Source organism: Staphylococcus saccharolyticus, from assembly GCF_900458815.1.
In the GTDB taxonomy this organism is placed as follows: domain Bacteria; phylum Bacillota; class Bacilli; order Staphylococcales; family Staphylococcaceae; genus Staphylococcus; species Staphylococcus saccharolyticus.
The window spans coordinates 848,441-865,832 of sequence record NZ_UHDZ01000001.1; the positions used below are offsets into that span (position 1 = coordinate 848,441).

At 32.8% G+C, this 17,392-nt stretch carries 9 protein-coding genes and 7 pseudogenes; 8 read left to right on the forward strand and 8 right to left on the reverse strand.

All coding sequences use genetic code 11. The features are described from left to right. Positions 1-12 precede the first annotated feature (12 nt). From leuB to ilvD, 6 genes and pseudogenes are all read right to left on the reverse strand, one after another. A pseudogene (gene leuB, locus DYE57_RS04055) lies at positions 13-1,055 on the reverse strand (3-isopropylmalate dehydrogenase). Further along, positions 1,052-2,573, reverse strand: a pseudogene (locus tag DYE57_RS04060) (2-isopropylmalate synthase). The pseudogenes leuB and DYE57_RS04060 overlap by 4 nt, the downstream one beginning before the upstream one ends. A gap of 23 nt (positions 2,574-2,596) precedes the next feature. Next, positions 2,597-3,595: pseudogene (gene ilvC, locus DYE57_RS04065) on the reverse strand (ketol-acid reductoisomerase). A gap of 125 nt (positions 3,596-3,720) precedes the next feature. Beyond that, a complete protein-coding gene (locus DYE57_RS04070) occupies positions 3,721-3,954 on the reverse strand; it encodes an ACT domain-containing protein (RefSeq protein WP_115312967.1) in 234 nt (77 codons plus the stop codon). Next, positions 3,954-5,716 (reverse strand): annotated as a pseudogene (gene ilvB, locus DYE57_RS04075) (biosynthetic-type acetolactate synthase large subunit). Before ilvB ends, DYE57_RS04070 begins: the two are co-directional and overlap by 1 nt. Positions 5,717-5,732: 16 nt before the next feature. Beyond that, positions 5,733-7,421 (reverse strand): annotated as a pseudogene (ilvD, locus tag DYE57_RS04080) (dihydroxy-acid dehydratase). A 440-nt stretch (positions 7,422-7,861) separates the two neighbouring features. On the opposite strand from ilvD, the gene tsaE reads away from it, so the two are divergent. Genes tsaE through tsaD form a run of 4 tightly spaced genes read left to right on the forward strand, consistent with a single transcriptional unit; the run spans position 7,862 to position 10,419 of the window. Further along, positions 7,862-8,323: a tRNA (adenosine(37)-N6)-threonylcarbamoyltransferase complex ATPase subunit type 1 TsaE gene (tsaE, locus tag DYE57_RS04085; protein WP_115312968.1), complete on the forward strand. Its 462-nt coding sequence runs from the start codon at positions 7,862-7,864 to the stop codon at positions 8,321-8,323. Then, on the forward strand, positions 8,304-8,966 hold the full coding sequence (gene tsaB, locus DYE57_RS04090) for a tRNA (adenosine(37)-N6)-threonylcarbamoyltransferase complex dimerization subunit type 1 TsaB (protein WP_115312969.1): 663 nt from the start codon (positions 8,304-8,306) through the stop codon (positions 8,964-8,966). The genes tsaE and tsaB overlap by 20 nt, the downstream gene beginning before the upstream one ends. Further along, positions 8,939-9,400, forward strand: coding sequence for a ribosomal protein S18-alanine N-acetyltransferase (gene rimI, locus DYE57_RS04095; protein ID WP_115312970.1), 462 nt, complete (start codon positions 8,939-8,941; stop codon positions 9,398-9,400). Before tsaB ends, rimI begins: the two co-directional genes overlap by 28 nt. After that, positions 9,397-10,419, forward strand: a complete 1,023-nt coding sequence (gene tsaD / locus DYE57_RS04100) for a tRNA (adenosine(37)-N6)-threonylcarbamoyltransferase complex transferase subunit TsaD (protein WP_115314119.1) — start codon at positions 9,397-9,399, stop codon at positions 10,417-10,419. Before rimI ends, tsaD begins: the two co-directional genes overlap by 4 nt. A gap of 134 nt (positions 10,420-10,553) precedes the next feature. Here the strand turns inward: tsaD and DYE57_RS04105 are convergent, their stop codons facing one another. Together DYE57_RS04105 and abc-f are read right to left on the reverse strand one after the other, a co-directional pair. Further along, positions 10,554-12,119: a MutS-related protein gene (locus DYE57_RS04105; RefSeq protein WP_165417915.1), complete on the reverse strand. Its 1,566-nt coding sequence runs from the start codon at positions 12,117-12,119 to the stop codon at positions 10,554-10,556. A 390-nt stretch (positions 12,120-12,509) separates the two neighbouring features. Continuing rightward, a complete protein-coding gene (abc-f, locus tag DYE57_RS04110) occupies positions 12,510-14,438 on the reverse strand; it encodes a ribosomal protection-like ABC-F family protein (protein ID WP_115312971.1) in 1,929 nt (642 codons plus the stop codon). A gap of 359 nt (positions 14,439-14,797) precedes the next feature. Here abc-f and DYE57_RS04115 point away from each other — a divergent pair, with 359 nt between their 5' ends. From DYE57_RS04115 to DYE57_RS04130, 4 genes and pseudogenes are all read left to right on the forward strand, one after another. Continuing rightward, positions 14,798-15,433 (forward strand): redox-sensing transcriptional repressor Rex, encoded by a 636-nt coding sequence (locus DYE57_RS04115; protein ID WP_115312972.1) that lies wholly within the window; start codon positions 14,798-14,800, stop codon positions 15,431-15,433. 128 nt (positions 15,434-15,561) lie between these two features. Continuing rightward, the gene (locus tag DYE57_RS04120; RefSeq protein WP_115312973.1) at positions 15,562-15,843 is read left to right on the forward strand and encodes a hypothetical protein; all 282 of its coding nucleotides are present in this window, start codon (positions 15,562-15,564) and stop codon (positions 15,841-15,843) included. Positions 15,844-15,928: 85 nt separating this feature from the next. Next, a pseudogene (locus tag DYE57_RS04125) lies at positions 15,929-17,002 on the forward strand (YeeE/YedE family protein). Positions 17,003-17,026: 24 nt separating this feature from the next. Next, positions 17,027-17,253 (forward strand): annotated as a pseudogene (locus DYE57_RS04130) (sulfurtransferase TusA family protein). The last annotated feature ends 139 nt before the right edge of the window (positions 17,254-17,392 follow it).

Consider the following 17,392-nt stretch of genomic DNA (forward strand, 5'->3'; position numbering starts at 1 on the left):
TCATTCTCTCCTTTAAACGTATTTCTCTTTTAATATGTCAAAAATTTCAGAAGTACTCATTTGTCCACCCAAATCCGCAGTTGTTTGTCCGTATTTAATAAGTTCATAAATATTATGTTCTAATTCGCTAGCTGCTTTTTCTTGATTTAAACTTTCTCTTAGACACAATGCGAGTGAAGGAACCATACCAAATGGATTAGTTATATTTTTATTAGCGATATCTGGTGCTGAACCATGAATAGGTCATATAAACGAGCACCTTGATTTCCAAAGCTTGCGGAAGGAGATAAACCAAGTGAACCAGGAATGACTGAAGCTTCATCGCTTAAAATATCATCAAATAAATTTTCGGTTACTATCACATCAAATTGAGTAGGTCGTGTTATTAAATGCATACTACAAGCATCCACAAGTAGGTGATTGACTTCAACATCAGGATAATTTTGTTTTAAATCTTCCACTGTCTGATGCCATAGTTTACTGGAAGATAGTATATTTTCCTTATCTACAGAAGTTAATTTTTTCTTTCTTTGTTGGGCTAATTGAAAAGCAGCTCTCACAATTTTTTCTATTTCTTTACGCGAATACATTAAGGAATCTAAAGCATTTTCTATAGTATAATGGCTAGGTTCTCTAAAATAGATACCACTCGTTAATTCTCTAACTACAACTAGGTCTGTACCTTCCACGTTATTCTGCTTTAAGGGTGATAAGTGACTCGTACCTTCAGTAACAATAGTAGGGCGTATATTAGCGTATAAGTTTAAATCTTTCCTTAGTTTTAATAAACCATGTTCAGGACGATTAAGAGGGTCTGTCCATTTAGGTCCACCAATGGTTCCTAATAAAATGGCGTCAGTACTTTTACACGATTCAAGTGTGTCATTAGTTAAAGGTGTGCCATAATGATCAATGGCGACACCTCCAAAATGATGTTTTTCAAGTTCATATTTAAATTGATATTTTCGTCTGATTAAGTCAAGAATATCTAATGTTCCACTTAATATTTCTGGGCCAATACTATCTCCAGGAAGGGCGACAATTTTATAACTTATGCTTGAATACCTTCTTTCGAATTATTTTCAGAAACATACTTAGCATGAGCTTCAATATATGCCTGACATGATGCTTGTAAGATATCGTGATCAATACCAATACCATTTATTTCTTTTCCTTCAATAATGAGCTGAACATGTACTTCTGCCTTCTGTAACAGATTCTATTCGATAATCAATGAGTTCTGTATGCTTTTTGAAAATACGGTCTACAGCGTTATAGATAGCTACAATAGAACCAGTCCCTATACTAGAGTCTTGATAGATTTGGCCTTCATTATCTTTTACAACTACAACAGCACTTTGCACGTCTTTAGACACATATTGAAGTTGCAAGTTCTCAACTTGATATATTGCACTTTGTTCATGTTCAGTACCGTGAATAATTGCGTGAATGTCTCGATCAGAAACGTCTTTTTTTTTATCTGCAACTTCTTTAAATTGTTTAAATAAAGCGACTTGGTCTTTAGTACTAATATCATAACCTAATGCTTTAAGCTTTTCTGAAAATGCATGTTTACCTGATAATTTACCAAGAGGTAATTCAGTAGTACCCACGCCTACTAATTGTGGCGTCATAATTACATATGTTTCCCGGTGTTTTAATATACTATCTTGGTGTATACCAGACTCATGGCTAAATGCATTTTGACCAACAATTGCTTTATTTCTTGGGACTCTAATTCCAGCATATCTAGATATTAAATCAGAAATTTTTTTAGTTTGTTTAAGATTTATTTTTGATTCAATGCAATAATGATCCTTTCTTACATAAAGTGCTAAAGCTACTTCTTGAAGTGCAGCATTACCAGCTCTTTCTCCAATGCCATTAACGGTACCTTCAATTCTTCTTGCACCACCTTCAATAGCAGCAAGGCTATTTGAAACTGCCATACCTAAGTCATCGTGACAGTGAGCACTAAATATAATTTGATTATCAGAATGAATAGATTCTTTAAGCTTTTTGAAAATAAGTCCATATTCTGTAGGGTAACTAAAACCTACTGTATCAGGGATGTTTATAATTGTGGCACTAGCATCGACAGCAGTCTGAACACATTTAATTAAAAAAGGAATTTCAGTTCTAGTTGCATCTTCTGGAGAGAATTGCACAACTTCAAATAACTCTTTAGCATAAGAAACATGTTCATTTATTGAAGCGATCACTTCTTCTTGAGTCATTTTTAATTTGTGTTCTAAATGAATAGGAGATGTAGCTATAAATACATGAACTTGTGGTTTAGTAGCATCTTTAGTTGCTTCATAAACAGTGTCAATATCTGTCTTCTTACATCTTGCTAAACCGCAGACTGCAGTTGTAGTCAACGCTTTTGCTATGGCTTTTACAGATTTAAAACTTCCTAAACTTGAAGCAGGAAAACCTGCTTCAATTACATCTACTCCCCAATTTTCTAATGGCTTTGCAATTTTGAGTCTTTCATCAAAAGTAAAGTTGACTCCTGGAGTTTGTTCACCATCTCTAAGTGTTGTATCGAATATTTTAATATGTTCTTCCATATTAAAACACCCCTTATTAATTATTATTTTTCAATGCTTTTAGATTTAATGAATGGCATCATTTCACGTAGTTCACGCCCAACTTTTTCAATTTGATGACCGTGTTGTTCTTTACGTAATTGATAGAATTCTTTGAAACCATTTTTATTATCTTCAACAAATTTGCGACTAAAGTTACCATTTTGAATGTCTTTAAGTACTTCTTTCATATTTTCTTTAACATCTGGAGTGATAATTCTTGGTCCAGAAACATAATCGCCAAACTCTGCTGTATTTGAAATGGAGTAACGGACATTTTCCATACCGCCTTCATACAATAAGATCGACAATTAATTTCATTTCGTGTAAAACTTTAAAATAAGCAAGTTCAGGTTGGTAACCTGCTTCAACAAGCGTTTCAAAACCACTTTGAATCAATTTTGAAACGCCACCACAAAGCACCGCTTGTTCACCAAATAAATCAGTTTCAGTTTCTTCTTTAAAAGTCGTTTCAATGACTCCTGCGCGCGAGCACCGATTCCTTTAGCGTAACTTAAAGCAATATCTCTTGCTGCCCCTGTAGCATCTTGTTGAACACCAAATAATGAAGGAGAACAGCACTACCCTTCAACAAATGTACGTCTAACTAAGTTTTAGGGTGCAACTAAAAATACATCTACATCAACAGGGGGTTCAATAACACTAAAATGGATATTAAAGCCATGCGCAAAAGCCAATGCGTTTCCTTTTTCTAAATGAGATTCAATTTCATTTTTATACACATCGCCTTGGATTTCATCAGGTAATAAAATCATTACTACATTAGCTTGTTGAGTAGCTTCACTTGCTGTATAAACATCGAATCCATCTTCTTTAGCCTTTTTAAAAGATCGTCCGTGATGCAGACCGATAACGACATCATAACCATTGTTTTTTAAATTTTGAGCATGTGCATGACCTTGAGAACCATAACCAATGATTGCAATTTTTTTACCTTGTAATGCATCTTTAGTTACTGAATTGTCATAATATACTTTTGTCATAATAAATTCCTCCAATTACCTTTATAAAAGTTCTGAATTTTCGAAATATTTAAAGTGTAAAAATTTAAAGATGTTAGTTATGTTTCAATGTTAAATTATCTAATAACTAGCGCATCAATGGTTATTTAGTTACTTCTAATACTTAAAACATTTACTTGTTGTTCTAATTTTTTTAAGACAATATTGAAAACGTCTTCATCTTTAATATTAACTTTAAGTTCCATATTAGAAATGCCTTCTTGTGCTGAATGTTGAACATGTAGTTCATCAATATTACATTGCAATCTAACGAAAGCACTTGTAATACGATTAAGAGTACTTACTTGATCTGCTACTATAAACTGAATTGTACGTTCCATTAATATCCCTCCATCTCATGGTTTGATTTACCACTAGGTACCATAGGATTTACAGCTTCGACAGGGGAGATACGTACTTCTATTAGTGCTGGCCCTTTATAGTTAAATGCAGCCTTTAATGTGGATTCTAAAAGACTTGGGGAATCAATCAAAAATCCTTTAACACCATATGCCTCTGCCATTTTCATGAAATCAGGTTGGTCATTAAAGACAGAATGAGAGAAACGTTTGTTAAAGAATTTATCTTGCCATTGTTTAACCATACCTAATGTGCCATTGTTAATAAGCACTATTTTGATGTTTAAGCCATATTCTGGTAATAAAGCTATTTCCTGATTGGTCATTTGGAAACTTCCATCTCCAACAAAGCAGACTGCTGTTTTACCAGGGGCAGCGAGTTGCGCTTCTATTGCTGCAGGTATGCCAAATCCCATAGTTCCTAAGCCACCGCTTGTGACCCATTGTCCGTAATTTATGAAAGGATAAAATTGTGCTGCCCACATTTGATGTTGACCTACATCAGTAGTAACAATAGCATTACCGTGAGTAATTTTACCTATATATTCAATGACTTTTTGTGGTTTACAAAATGTATTATCGTCATTTTCATATTTAAATGGATAACGAGCTTTATTGTTCTTACAATAATTAATCCACTTGTCATGCTCGGCTGTTATCATATTTTTTCTGATAACTGTTCTAAAACGATTTTACAATCAGCTACAATACCTAAATCTGTTTGAATCACCTTATTAATTTCTGAGGGATCGATATCAACATGTATAATTTTAGCGTTTGGTACAAATGCATCCGGATTACTTGCAAGACGATCATCGAAGCGACTGCCTAAATTAATAAGTAAATCACATTCTGTGAGTGCCATATTACTGGCATAGGGACCATGCATTCCTCCCATTCCTAGGAATAAAGGATGATTATAAGGAATTGCACCCAAGCCGAGTAATGTAGTTACTATTGGAATTTGATGATGTGTAATAAATGATTTGATTTCGAATGGTTAATTCCTGTCCCTGCTAGAACAAGTGGTTTTTTAATCATGGAAATTAATGTCTCAATGTCTTGTTTTTTAGGTTGAGTTTGAACATTGTAACCTGGTAAATGAGTGCCATTGGATAAACCAACATGAGTTGTTAAAACACCCATATCTTTAGGAAAATCTATGACTACCGGACCTTTTCTACCTGAGTTTGCCACGTGAAAGGCTTCATGCACTATCCTTGGTATATCTTCAACATTTTTAACTTGGTAATTTTGTTTAGTAATAGGTGTGGTCATTGATAATAAATCAGCTTCTTGAAAGGCATCTTTACCAATGCCTGACGTAGCAACTTGACCAGTGAATACAACTTAATGGTAGTGAGTCGCTATGTGCATCCTGTAATACCTGTAATTGCATTTGTAGCTCCTGGTCCACTAGTAACGACCACTACACCTGTTTTACCAGATACACGTATATAACCTTCAGCTGCATGTGTCGCACCTTGTTCATGTCGTGCAAGTATATGTTTAATCTTTCCATCATAAAATGTATCGTATAAGGGTAACACTACCCCACCTGGGTATCCAAAAATAAAATCTACACCTTCTGTAGTAATGCTTCTACTAGTAGTTGTGAACCAGTATGATTTTGAGTAATAGTTTCAGATTGTAGCGTTTTAGTTTGGTCATTTTGAACTTTTTTATAATGATTTGAGTTATCATGGGAAGGTTCGTTAAATGAAGTACTTTTTTGCTTAGACATTGTTATCATCTCCTAATTAAATGAGGTTTTCTGGAACTTGCATAATACCACCAGTATTTGCGCTAGTAACTAAACTTGTATATCTAGCGAGATAACCTGTTTTGACTTTTGCTTTGAATGGTTTTAATGTTTTACGTCGGTGCCCAAGTTCATCTTGGGTTAGAGCAACATCTATCTTTCTATTCATTAAATTTATAATAATTTCATCACCGTCTCTAACTAACCCAATTGGTCTTCCAGAAGCAGCTTCTGGAGAAATATGTCCAACAGCGATTCCTCGTGTTGCACCAGAGAACCTTCCATCAGTAATTAAGGCAACATCTTTACCTAATCCACGCCCCACAATTGAAGAAGTAGGTGCAAGCATTTCTGGCATCCCCGGGCCACCTTTTGGACCTTCATAACGAGTAATGACTACGTGTCCTTCACGTACGGTATGGTTATCAATAACCTCAACAGCTTCATCATGTGAATTAAAACAGATAGATTTACCTCTAAACACTTTTATAGAAGGATCAACACCACCAACTTTGATAACTGCTCCTTTTGGTGCTAAATTACCAAAGAGAACTGATAATCCACCTTCGTGGTCATATGGTTTTTCAAGGGAATGAATCACTTCATAGTTTTGAATGTTGTTCCCTTGATTGTTTTCTCTTAAAGTTTTACCAGTGACTGTCAGTCTATCTGAGTGAAGAGTACCTTCTTTTTTCATCAGTTCATTAATAATTGCTGGGACTCCACCATCTTCATGAACATCATGCATTGAATATGAAGAACTTGGTGCAATATTAGATAAATAGGGTGTTCGTTTAGCAATTTTATTAATTCGTTCTAAGCCATAGTCAATACCAGTTTCATTAGCGATAGCCAATGTATGTAAAACAGTATTTGTAGATCCACCCATTGCCATATCTAGAGCAAATGCATCATCAATAGCTTCCCTTGTGATAAATATCCCTAGGTTTTATATCATTCTTAATATTATCAATTAATTGAAAGGCTGCTTGGCGAATCATTTCTCGACGTTGATCACTTGCTGCTAAAGCGGTGCCGTTGAATGGAAGTGCAAGACCTAAAACTTCGATTAAGCAGTTCATAGAATTTGCAGTGAACATGCCGGCACATGATCCACAAGTAGGACAAGCATTTTGTTCCATATCTAAAAATTCTTCTTTGGATATAGCTCCTTCTTTAAATGCCCCCACTGCTTCAAACATAGAAGATAAAGTAAGTGCTTTACCTTGAGCTGATAACCCAGCTTTCATTGGACCACCTGAACAAAAAATAGCTGGGACATTTGTACGTACGGCTGCAAGTAACATTCCTGGGTGATTTTGTCGCAGTTAGGGATATAAAATACCCCATCGAACCAATGCGCATTAATAACAGTTTCAGCAGCATCAGCAATGATTTTTCTGGAAGGTAAAGAATATCGCATACCAATATGTCCCATAGCAATTCCGTTATCTACACCAATAGTATTAAATTTAAATGGAATTGCTCCTGCTTCTCGAATTGCGTCTTTAGCAATGTCGGCAAGTTCTCTTAAATGAACATGTCCTGGAACAATATCAATATATGAGTTACAAATCGCTACAAAAGGTTTATTCATATCTGTTGGTTTGTGAAGAGCGCCTGTTGCATGCAAAAGACTTCTTGCTGGAGCTTGTTGAGCTCCTTTTTTAATCATGTCGCTTCGCATATAATAATATTTTAGAAAATAAAAAAACGTCCCATTCAACTAGAAATAGGACTTAAACATTTAACAGTGAAACCTTACTAATGTTCGAGTCCTTACGAGTATAATAAAATGATAATAACGTTTTGAGTTGTTGGTAGGTATTGTGTCGTATGATATGTCATTTTATTATACTCCTTTCGATGAATGGTTAATTATTCTTAATAGTTCGAATTATTTTAAAATTGATAAGCTCAATTTACTACATGTATCGAAACGTGCCAATATTAAATTTAGAATTTTCTAAAAATTTAACCAAACATGTTGAATGAATTTTCACAAAGAAATTTATCATAAAATTTGTTACAATGATTAAGTTAATAGTGAACGGAATAACTGATAAATCTATAAATAAATGGATATAATAAATATAATATAAATCTTCATCATTAGGAGAATGAACAGTGCTAACTATCAATAATTTAGAAGATATGAAAAAATTTGCAAATGTACTTGTTAAAAATTTAAATGTGGGAAGTTTAATTTTACTAAATGGTGACTTAGGTGCTGGCAAGACTACTTTAACTCAATTTATAGGGAAGTCACTAGGAGTTAAAAGGACAATTAATTCACCAACGTTTAATATTATAAAATCTTATAGAGGCTCTGAATTAAAATTACATCATATGGATTGTTATCGTTTAGAAGATCAAGAAGATGATTTAGGTTTTGATGAATATTTTGAGGATAAAGCAATTATCGTGATTGAGTGGAGTGAATTTATTAAAGATTTACTTCCTAATGATTATCTATCGATTACTATCAATGTCAAAGATGAAAATAAACGTCTTATAACTATCGATGCCCATGGAGACGAATATAAAAAAATTAAGGGGGCTGTATTACATGAACTATCTTCTAATTGATACATCTAACCAACCTCTTTCAGTAGCTATAATGAAAGACGATAAAGTACTTGTAGAGAAAACTACAGATATTAAACAAAATCATTCTGTACAATTAATGCCAGAAATAAAAAGTTTATTTGAGAAGTCCTATATAGATAAATGTGATATAACGGATATTGCTGTAGCTGAAGGACCAGGATCTTACACTGGACTTAGAATAGGTGTCACAGTAGCAAAAACCTTAGCCTACGCTTTAAATTCAAATTTATATGGTGTATCTTCACTTAAGGCACTGGCAGCAACGGTTAAGGATGATACTAGGTTACTAGTTCCAATTTTTGATGCCAGAAGAGAAGCGGTGTATACAGGAGTGTATCAATACCAAAAGGGGACATTAATTACTATCATTGAAGATACGTATATACTTATAAATGAATTGCTTCATAAATTGCACCATATGAAACAGCCATACGTTTTTATAGGTCATCACACTGACAAGATTAATCATTTATTAGATAGTGAGGTTATCAAACAATTACCTAGGGCGGCAATTATGAAGCAGTTGATTCAGAACCCAGTAAATATTCACGCATTTACTCCTAAATATCATAAATTATCAGAGGCGGAAAGAAATTGGATAGACCGACAACAGAACAGTTAAATATTAGAAAGATGAGTGTTAAAGATGTACCTCAAGTTTTCGATATCGAAAGAGAGAGCTTCAATGATAGTTCATGGACAATTGATGCGTTTTATCATGAAATTGAACAAAATGAATTTGCAACGTATTTTGTGATTGAATATGATGATAAAATTATTGGTTATCTTGGATTATGGATTGTCATCGATCAAGCGCAAATTACTACTGTAGCAATTACTCATCAATTTAGGGGCTTTGGTCTCGGACAATTGTTACTTGAATATGTAAAAAATTATGCTAGTCATACTTGTGAAGTGATGAGTTTGGAAGCACGTATCGGGAATGAAATTGCACAACATGTATATAAAAATTTAGGATTTCAATATGGTGGTAAAAGAAAAAATTATTACGGTGAAGGAGAGGATGCAATAGTGATGTGGGTGAATTTGAAATGACAACAGATACTTTAATTCTAGCTATAGAAACGAGTTGTGATGAGACAAGCGTAAGTGTTATAAAAAATGGAACTAAAATTCTTTCTAATACGGTCCTTAGTCAAATTGATAGTCATAAAAGATTTGGCGGAGTAGTGCCTGAAGTGGCTAGTCGCCACCATGTAGAAGGAATAACAGCTACAATACAAGAATCTCTTGAAACCGCCAATGTGAGTATGAATGATGTCAATGCTATCGCTGTCACACAAGGTCCAGGTTTAATTGGTGCATTACTTATAGGTATTAATGCGGCTAAAGCACTAGCATTTGCCTATGATAAAACCATTATTCCAGTACACCATATTGCTGGACATATCTATGCAAATCATTTAGAACAACCTTTAACGTTTCCTCTTATGGCTCTCATAGTTTCAGGGGGGCATACTGAATTGGTTTACATGAAAGACCATCTAAATTTCGAAGTGATTGGTGAGACTAGAGATGACGCAGTAGGAGAAGCATATGATAAGGTGGCACGCACGATAAACTTACCATATCCTGGTGGTCCTCACATAGATCGTCTTGCATCTCAAGGCAAAGATACTTATGAGTTTCCTCGAGTTTGGCTTGAAAAAGATAGCTATGATTTTAGTTTTAGTGGTCTCAAAAGTGCAGTCATTAATAAATTGCATAATTTACGTCAAAAAAATGAAAATATAATTGCAGAGGATGTCGCAACAAGTTTCCAAAACAGCGTTGTTGAAGTATTAACATATAAAGCGATTCACGCTTGTCATGATTATCAGGTGAATCGTCTTATTGTTGCAGGTGGTGTAGCTAGCAATAAAGGTTTAAGAACATCTTTAACCAATTCTTGTAAGTATGAAGACATTCAGCTAACGATTCCAAGTCCAAAGTTGTGTACTGATAACGCAGCGATGATTGGTGCAGCAGGGCATTATCTGTATCAAGCAGGATTACGCGGAAATTTAGCACTTAATGGTGAAAATAATATTGATATCGAAGATTTTTCAATGTAAGAAATATATAACAAGCTCTTTTAGATGATAGACTAACATTGTACTGAATCCTAAAAATTGGATTAAACCTCTAACTTTTGGGTGACACACTAATTAGTTGATTCATCTAAAGGAGCTTTTCTTATATATAAATATTAGTCACTAACATTTTCTTTGGCACGTTTATAAATTTGATCAGGAAAGTGCGTAATTCGTAATAATTCAATTGCATTACGTGTATTAGCTTTACCGAGTTTTATTTTGTAATCAAAGAAAATTTGATTATTTTGAATAGATTCATTGAAGTAATAATTAAGATATTTCTTTTTCAAAATTGTAGATAGTTCTATATCATGTGTTGCAGCAATCACTTTATAGTTAGGGGTATGATATAGAAAACTTAACACAGATTCAGAAGCAGCAATACGTTCAGTTGTATTCGTACCTTTAAATATTTCATCGATAAAACAGTATATCATTTCTTTACTATGAATGTTAAATAGTCGCCTAATAGATTTAAGTTCGGCCATAAAATAGCTATTCCCACTTAGCACATCATCTGCATTTGCCATAGATGTTATCACATAGACACTGTGACATTTGAACGATGATGCAGTAGTAGTATGAAGGTTTTGTGACATGATTAAATTTAATGCTACAGCTTTCATAAATGTAGATTTACCTGAAGCATTGGATCCTGTAAGTAATATATTTTTTGATATATCTAGGTCATTTGCTATTGCAATATCTTCATCGATTAAAGGATGCTTTAAGTTTTGGAAATAAACGCCTTTCTTGCAATTACTTATTTCAGGCTCACAATAGGTGTCTAAAGTACTTCTATATAAGGCAAGTGAATAATGATTATCCAATGTACTGATATAGTCATAGCAAGACATTATTTCTTCTTGATATTTAAAATAGTTACGTTGAATTAAATGAAATAGTACATAGTCTACCATGAATATAAGCTTGAGTAACATAATAGTACTACTTAGCATATCTTGTGATTCTACCCGGGATAATAATCTACTAAAATGACGAGATGTCTTAAAATGATTAAAGTTTACATTTAAGTTAGGTGTACCTTCCATTTTACTTAGAGAAAGGCACTGTTTAATAACATTAGCAGTATAGAATATAGACTTTAAATCTTGATCGTATGATTTTTTAAGTTTTAAGGAAAGCACTACATTTAAAAGTATGATTCCTAGAAATATTAATAAACCGTTAGCAGGTATCGTAAAGATAAATATTAACGAAAGAAAAGGTAACAAAGGGCAGAACATTAATGAATGATTATGTTTAATCGGTTCGAGTTGATCAGGAAATAATGGATATACTGACTTACAAACTTTTGAAAGTATGTAAGATACATTTAAACGAAAATGTTGATTATTGGTAAACATTTGGATAAGTGAAGTGTTACCAATTTTAAACATACCACGCAGTGTAGCATATAGTTTTATTTCACCTATTACAGTAAAATTAAAGTTAATCTTGTAAAAAAATGTTTCTAAGTTTAAATCAGACCATGTTTTATCATCAATTAATGTATGTTCTTCATATGCTTCTTTATAAGTGCGATATTGTGCATCAAATTTCGAATTAGGTCGAATAAAATTTTCGATTTTAGACTTGCTATGCCAAAGCGTATTAATTTTAGCAACAATTTTTCGTCTTTCAACTACTGAAACTATGATATTTATAAGCGTAATCATTAGAATGAAGGTTAATGTGATTAATCCTAAGATTTAATAATGTGACATGAGTGACTCCTTAATCTATTTATTTAATTAAATTATTTCATAAATAAATTACTGATTCAAATTCACTAATAAAGTTAAATTGTCAATAGGGAACGTGCGTACTTATCAACAAAATGTGTGTAAGCTGTGGATAAACGTTGTTGAAAACTGTGAATAAAGTGGTAAATAAGTTGAATAATTTTAAAGAAAAATGTGATATTACTTGTGGACAACTAGGATAACTCTGTGGATAGCTATCATAATAACATCAATGGCTGTTAATAATAATTGTGTAATAACATACTAAAAGACACCAAAAAGTAAGAAATTCTACTTTAAGATGTCTAAGTGTATTGTAGTGAATTATAATTTTTCTTGTAATTCTTCCCATTCTTTCATGGTTTGTTCTAACTTGTGTTCGGTTTGAGTTTTTTGATCAGCATACACAGCAGCTTTAATTGGATTATTAAATACTTCAGGTTGAGTGAGTTGTTCTTCTAAGTAGGTGATATGATTTTCATATTCCTCAATTTGAGCTTCTCTTTGCTCAATTTGACGTTCTATCTTTCTTTGATCACGTTTTTGTTGTTTTTGGTTCACGTATGAAGAAGAATTAGTAGTACCTGTTTCACTATCGGTAGTATGTTGTTTTAAAGCTTGTTGTGTCTGAATTGCTTTAGCTTCTTCAGTTTTTTCAATAAAATATTGATAATCTCCAAGGTACATGTGTCCGCCATGATGATTTAAATCAAATACCTTATTAGCAAGTCGATTGATAAAGTAACGGTCATGCGAAACAAATATAATCGTACCTTTAAAATTTTGCAAAGCTTGTTCAAGTATCTCTTTAGAGTCAATATCTAAATGGTTTGTGGGTTCATCCAAAATAAGGACATTATCTCTTTGTAACATTAAAAGTGCTAATTGTAATCGTGCCTTTTCACCGCCAGATAAATCATTGATTACTTTTTTAACATCATCCTGAACAAATAAAAAACGCCCTAATACTGCACGCACATCTTTCTCATTCATAGTTGGATACTGATCCCATACGTAATCAAGTATGGTCTTGTTTGATTTAAATTCAGCTTGTTTTTGATCATAATAACCAATTTGTAAATTAGCGCCATAAGTAATCTCTCCTGCAAGTTTAGATTGCTTTTCGACAATTGTTTTAATAAGTGTTGTCTTTCCAACACCATTTGGGCCTATGATTGCAATATGATCTCCCTTTGATATCTCAATATTTATTGGGTCAGTAATAGGAACTTCATAACCAATTTCTAAATCTTTGATGTGCATGACATCGTTTCCTGTATTTCTATCAAAGTTAAATTGCATATTAGCGCTACGAGCATCAATCATAGGTTTATCTATGCGATGCATTTTTTCTAAAGTTTTACGCCGACTTTTAGCCATTCCACTTGTTGAAGCACGAGTAATATTTTTTTTGACAAATGTTTCTAAACGTTTAATTTCCTCTTGCTGATTCTCAAATTCTTGCATACGTTTTTTATAATATTGGTCACGCTGTTCGATAAATTGTTCATAATTCCCCACATAACGTTTGAAATTTCCCAAAGCCACATCATAAATTTGTGTAACAATTTTATCTAAAAAGTATCTATCATGACTAATAATAACGATTGCACCTTTAAAGAATTTCAAGTAATCTTCTAACCATTGAGTTGTTTCTAAATCAAGATGGTTAGTAGGTTCATCGAGTAGAAGTAAGTCTGGTTCTTTAAGTAGCATTTGAGCAAGTGAAAGACGTGTTTTTTGACCACCAGAGAAATCATTAATTGGCTTATTAAAATCTTTTTCAGTAAAATGAAGTCCGTGAAGTACAGTTTTTATTTTACTTTCATATTGATAGCCTTCAAGTTGTTCAAAACGATTGGTTAACGATTCATATCTTTCAATGTGTTCACGATAAGTCTCAGTTTCATATTCATGAGTATGTGTGGCGAACCAATCAGTTTCTGATTTAAACATTTCTTCTATATTTTTTATATGTTTAAACGGTTTTGACATTTCTTCAAAAACAGTGGCGTCAGAATCAAGAGTCATTTGTTGTGTTAAATAACTCATTTTTAAATTTTTAATTTTAGAAATATGACCACTATCAAAATTTTCTACGCCTGCTATAATCTTCATTAAAGTTGATTTACCAGCACCGTTACGGCCGACAACTCCAATACGTTCTCCAGTTTTAACTTCAAAATTGACGTCTGTAAAGATATCTTCACCATCGAACGATTTTGAGATGTCATTAAGTTGTAAAAGTATCATTCGATTCTCACCTTTCTAATTTGTTTATTTAGGTATAAACTATATATAAACACTTAGTTTTTTTATTAATTTTATTTTATGGGAATTATAAATTATTAACTTTTTTATTGGAAATAAAAAACTATCTACAATCAATTCGGTGGGATAAGAAAAGTTTATTATACTCAATTATCTCTATTTTACAGTATTCATTGCTTACATGAAACTGAGATATTTATTTTTAAAATTTAATAATGTATAATATTTAAGTATTCGTTGTAGGCAATTATTTGTATTTTAAAAAGAGCCTTCAACTTAATTGACTACGTGTTTGAATACTTAAAATAGCATTAATTCAAACTTCAAGGGGGACAAAATGAATGCCAGAGAACACTAAAATTCCTCGAGCTACTCTAAAACGTTTACCTTTATATTATAGATTTGTAAGTATTCTAAAATCTAAAGGGATTGACCGAGTAAATTCAAAAGCAATCAGTGAAGCTTTACAAATAGATTCAGCAACTATTCGTCGAGACTTTTCTTATTTTGGAGAATTAGGTAAAAAAGGTTATGGATATAATGTCGATAGTATGTTGGAATTTTTCAAATCAGAGCTAAGTGAAAGCGATGAAATTAAAATCGCTATTGTGGGAGTAGGGAACTTAGGACGTGCGTTACTTACATATAATTTCTCAATTCATGATGAGATGACAATTACAGAAGCGTTTGATGTTAGAGAACACATCGTTGGCGAAGAAATTGGAAATGTAGTAGTTAAACATAGCGATGAAATTAAATCGGCAGTTGAAGCGGAAGATATCGATGTCGTAATTTTAACGACACCTGAGAAAGTAGCACAACAAGTTGTTAATCAACTTGTTAAAGCTGGTATAAAAGGTATACTTAATTTTACACCAAGTCGAGTTAAAACACCTCAAGATGTACAAGTTCATCATATTGATTTTGGTATTGAATTACAATCATTGTTATTCTTTATGAAAAATTATAGTAAATAATTTTTTAAAAAAGTCAAAAAGCATTACAATGCTAATATTAGCATCCTCATTGGAGGGTGCTTTTTTATTTAAGAAAAAATGATATATTATAATTAATTATATAAAAATAGATGAGGTGTGATGTCATTATGAGTATAGAAGCCAATTGCACATTTAAGCCGCATATTCAACGTATAATGATAGTTCCAGGTAGGCTTGCAATAGATGGAAATACACTGACTTTTAAGGCTTATGGAAAAGAGCTTACCCCCTTTAGTGTTGAATTTGACACGACTAAAATTGTTAGATATAAACATGTAAAGGGATTACTAGGTCATAAATTATTTATTTATTATAGTGATCATGAATGGTATAAGTTTAGTCAATTTTCAAAAGAAGAGCTCATTAATATTTTAAAAGAATTAGCATAAACTAATATTAAAATTTTGAATATTTGCAAAAAGATTCCTTTTTTACTATAACACCTTATATTTATATCGGAAAAGTATGGTAAAAATGTTATGGATGATTATTAGTGGACTTATGGTCGGTGTATTATTAGGTTTTGTAATGCAAAGAACACGCTTTTGCCTAGCAGGTGGCTTTAGGGATATGTATGTTCAAAAAAATAATAAGATGTTTTATGCATTACTTGTTACAATTACAATACAAAGTATTGGTTTGCTTATTCTTACGGGTGTTAATGTAATTATAGTTCCTACCCATACCTTTCCAATCATAGGTACTGTTATGGGTTCTTTTATTTTTGGTATAGGAATTGTGTTAGTGGGTGGTTGTGCTACAGGTACATGGTATAGAGCAGGTGAAGGATTGATTGGCAGTTGGATAATCTTAGTACTCAATGACCTCTGCTGTAACAAAAAATGGCGTTTTATTGCCAGTGATGCGTTTTATAAATGAACCTACTCATACAAGCTCGAGTATGTCTCAAACGATAGGTGTACCCAATTGGATACTTGTTTTGATTTTGACAATAATCACTACCGTTGTAGTTGTTAAGACATTAAGTAAACCAAAGGTGATTGTTCCTACATTAAAACAAAATTATAGAGGAATGAGACATTATCTATTTGAAAAAAGATATCATCCATTTATTGCAGGAATTGTAGTGGGGTTAATCGCACTACCCGTATGGCCAATGAGTGAATCTACGGGTAGACTTCATGGTTAGGTATTACTACACCATCTGCCAATTTAATAAATTTTCTTATTACTGGGAATACTAAGTTTATTGATTGGGGAGTCTTATTGGTTTTAGGTATCTTTGTAGGTTCTTACATAACAGCACGAGGTTCTAGAGAATTTAAGTGGTGCTTACCAGATAAGACAACGATTCGAAATAGTGCAATAGGTGGCATATTTATGGGCTTTGGTACGTCAGTAGCAGGAGGTTGTTCTATTGGTAACGGATTAGTTGAAACAGCTGTTATGAGTTGGCAAGGGTGGATAGGACTTGCTTCAATGATTATTGGTGTTTGGTTTATGAGTTACTTTATTTTTGTGAGACCGATGAAAAAATTGTGTCAATCATCAACGAATGTTGCTACAGCAAGTAGCGTAAGCGATTAAATCATTTAAGGAGGTTTATATGATATGGTACATGAACTGGGTACAGTAGGAATGGTTTGTCCATTCCCATTAATATAGAAGCTCAAAAGAAAATGTTGGAATTAAAACATGGAGACGAATTAAAAATTGATTTTGATTGTACTCAAGCAACCGAATCCATACCCAATTGGGCTGCTGAAAATGGCTACCCTTTAACTAACTATGAACAACTTGATGATGCATCTTGGACAATTACAGTACAAAAAGCATAATTATTTTAAATTAGTTTGACTAGCGAATGCTAAATTCGCTAGTTTTTTATATCAATAAAAATTGAATTAATCACTTTAGTGTTATTTAAATTTACATATTGTGTAATATTACCTTACCAAATTTTGCACTTCCATAAAT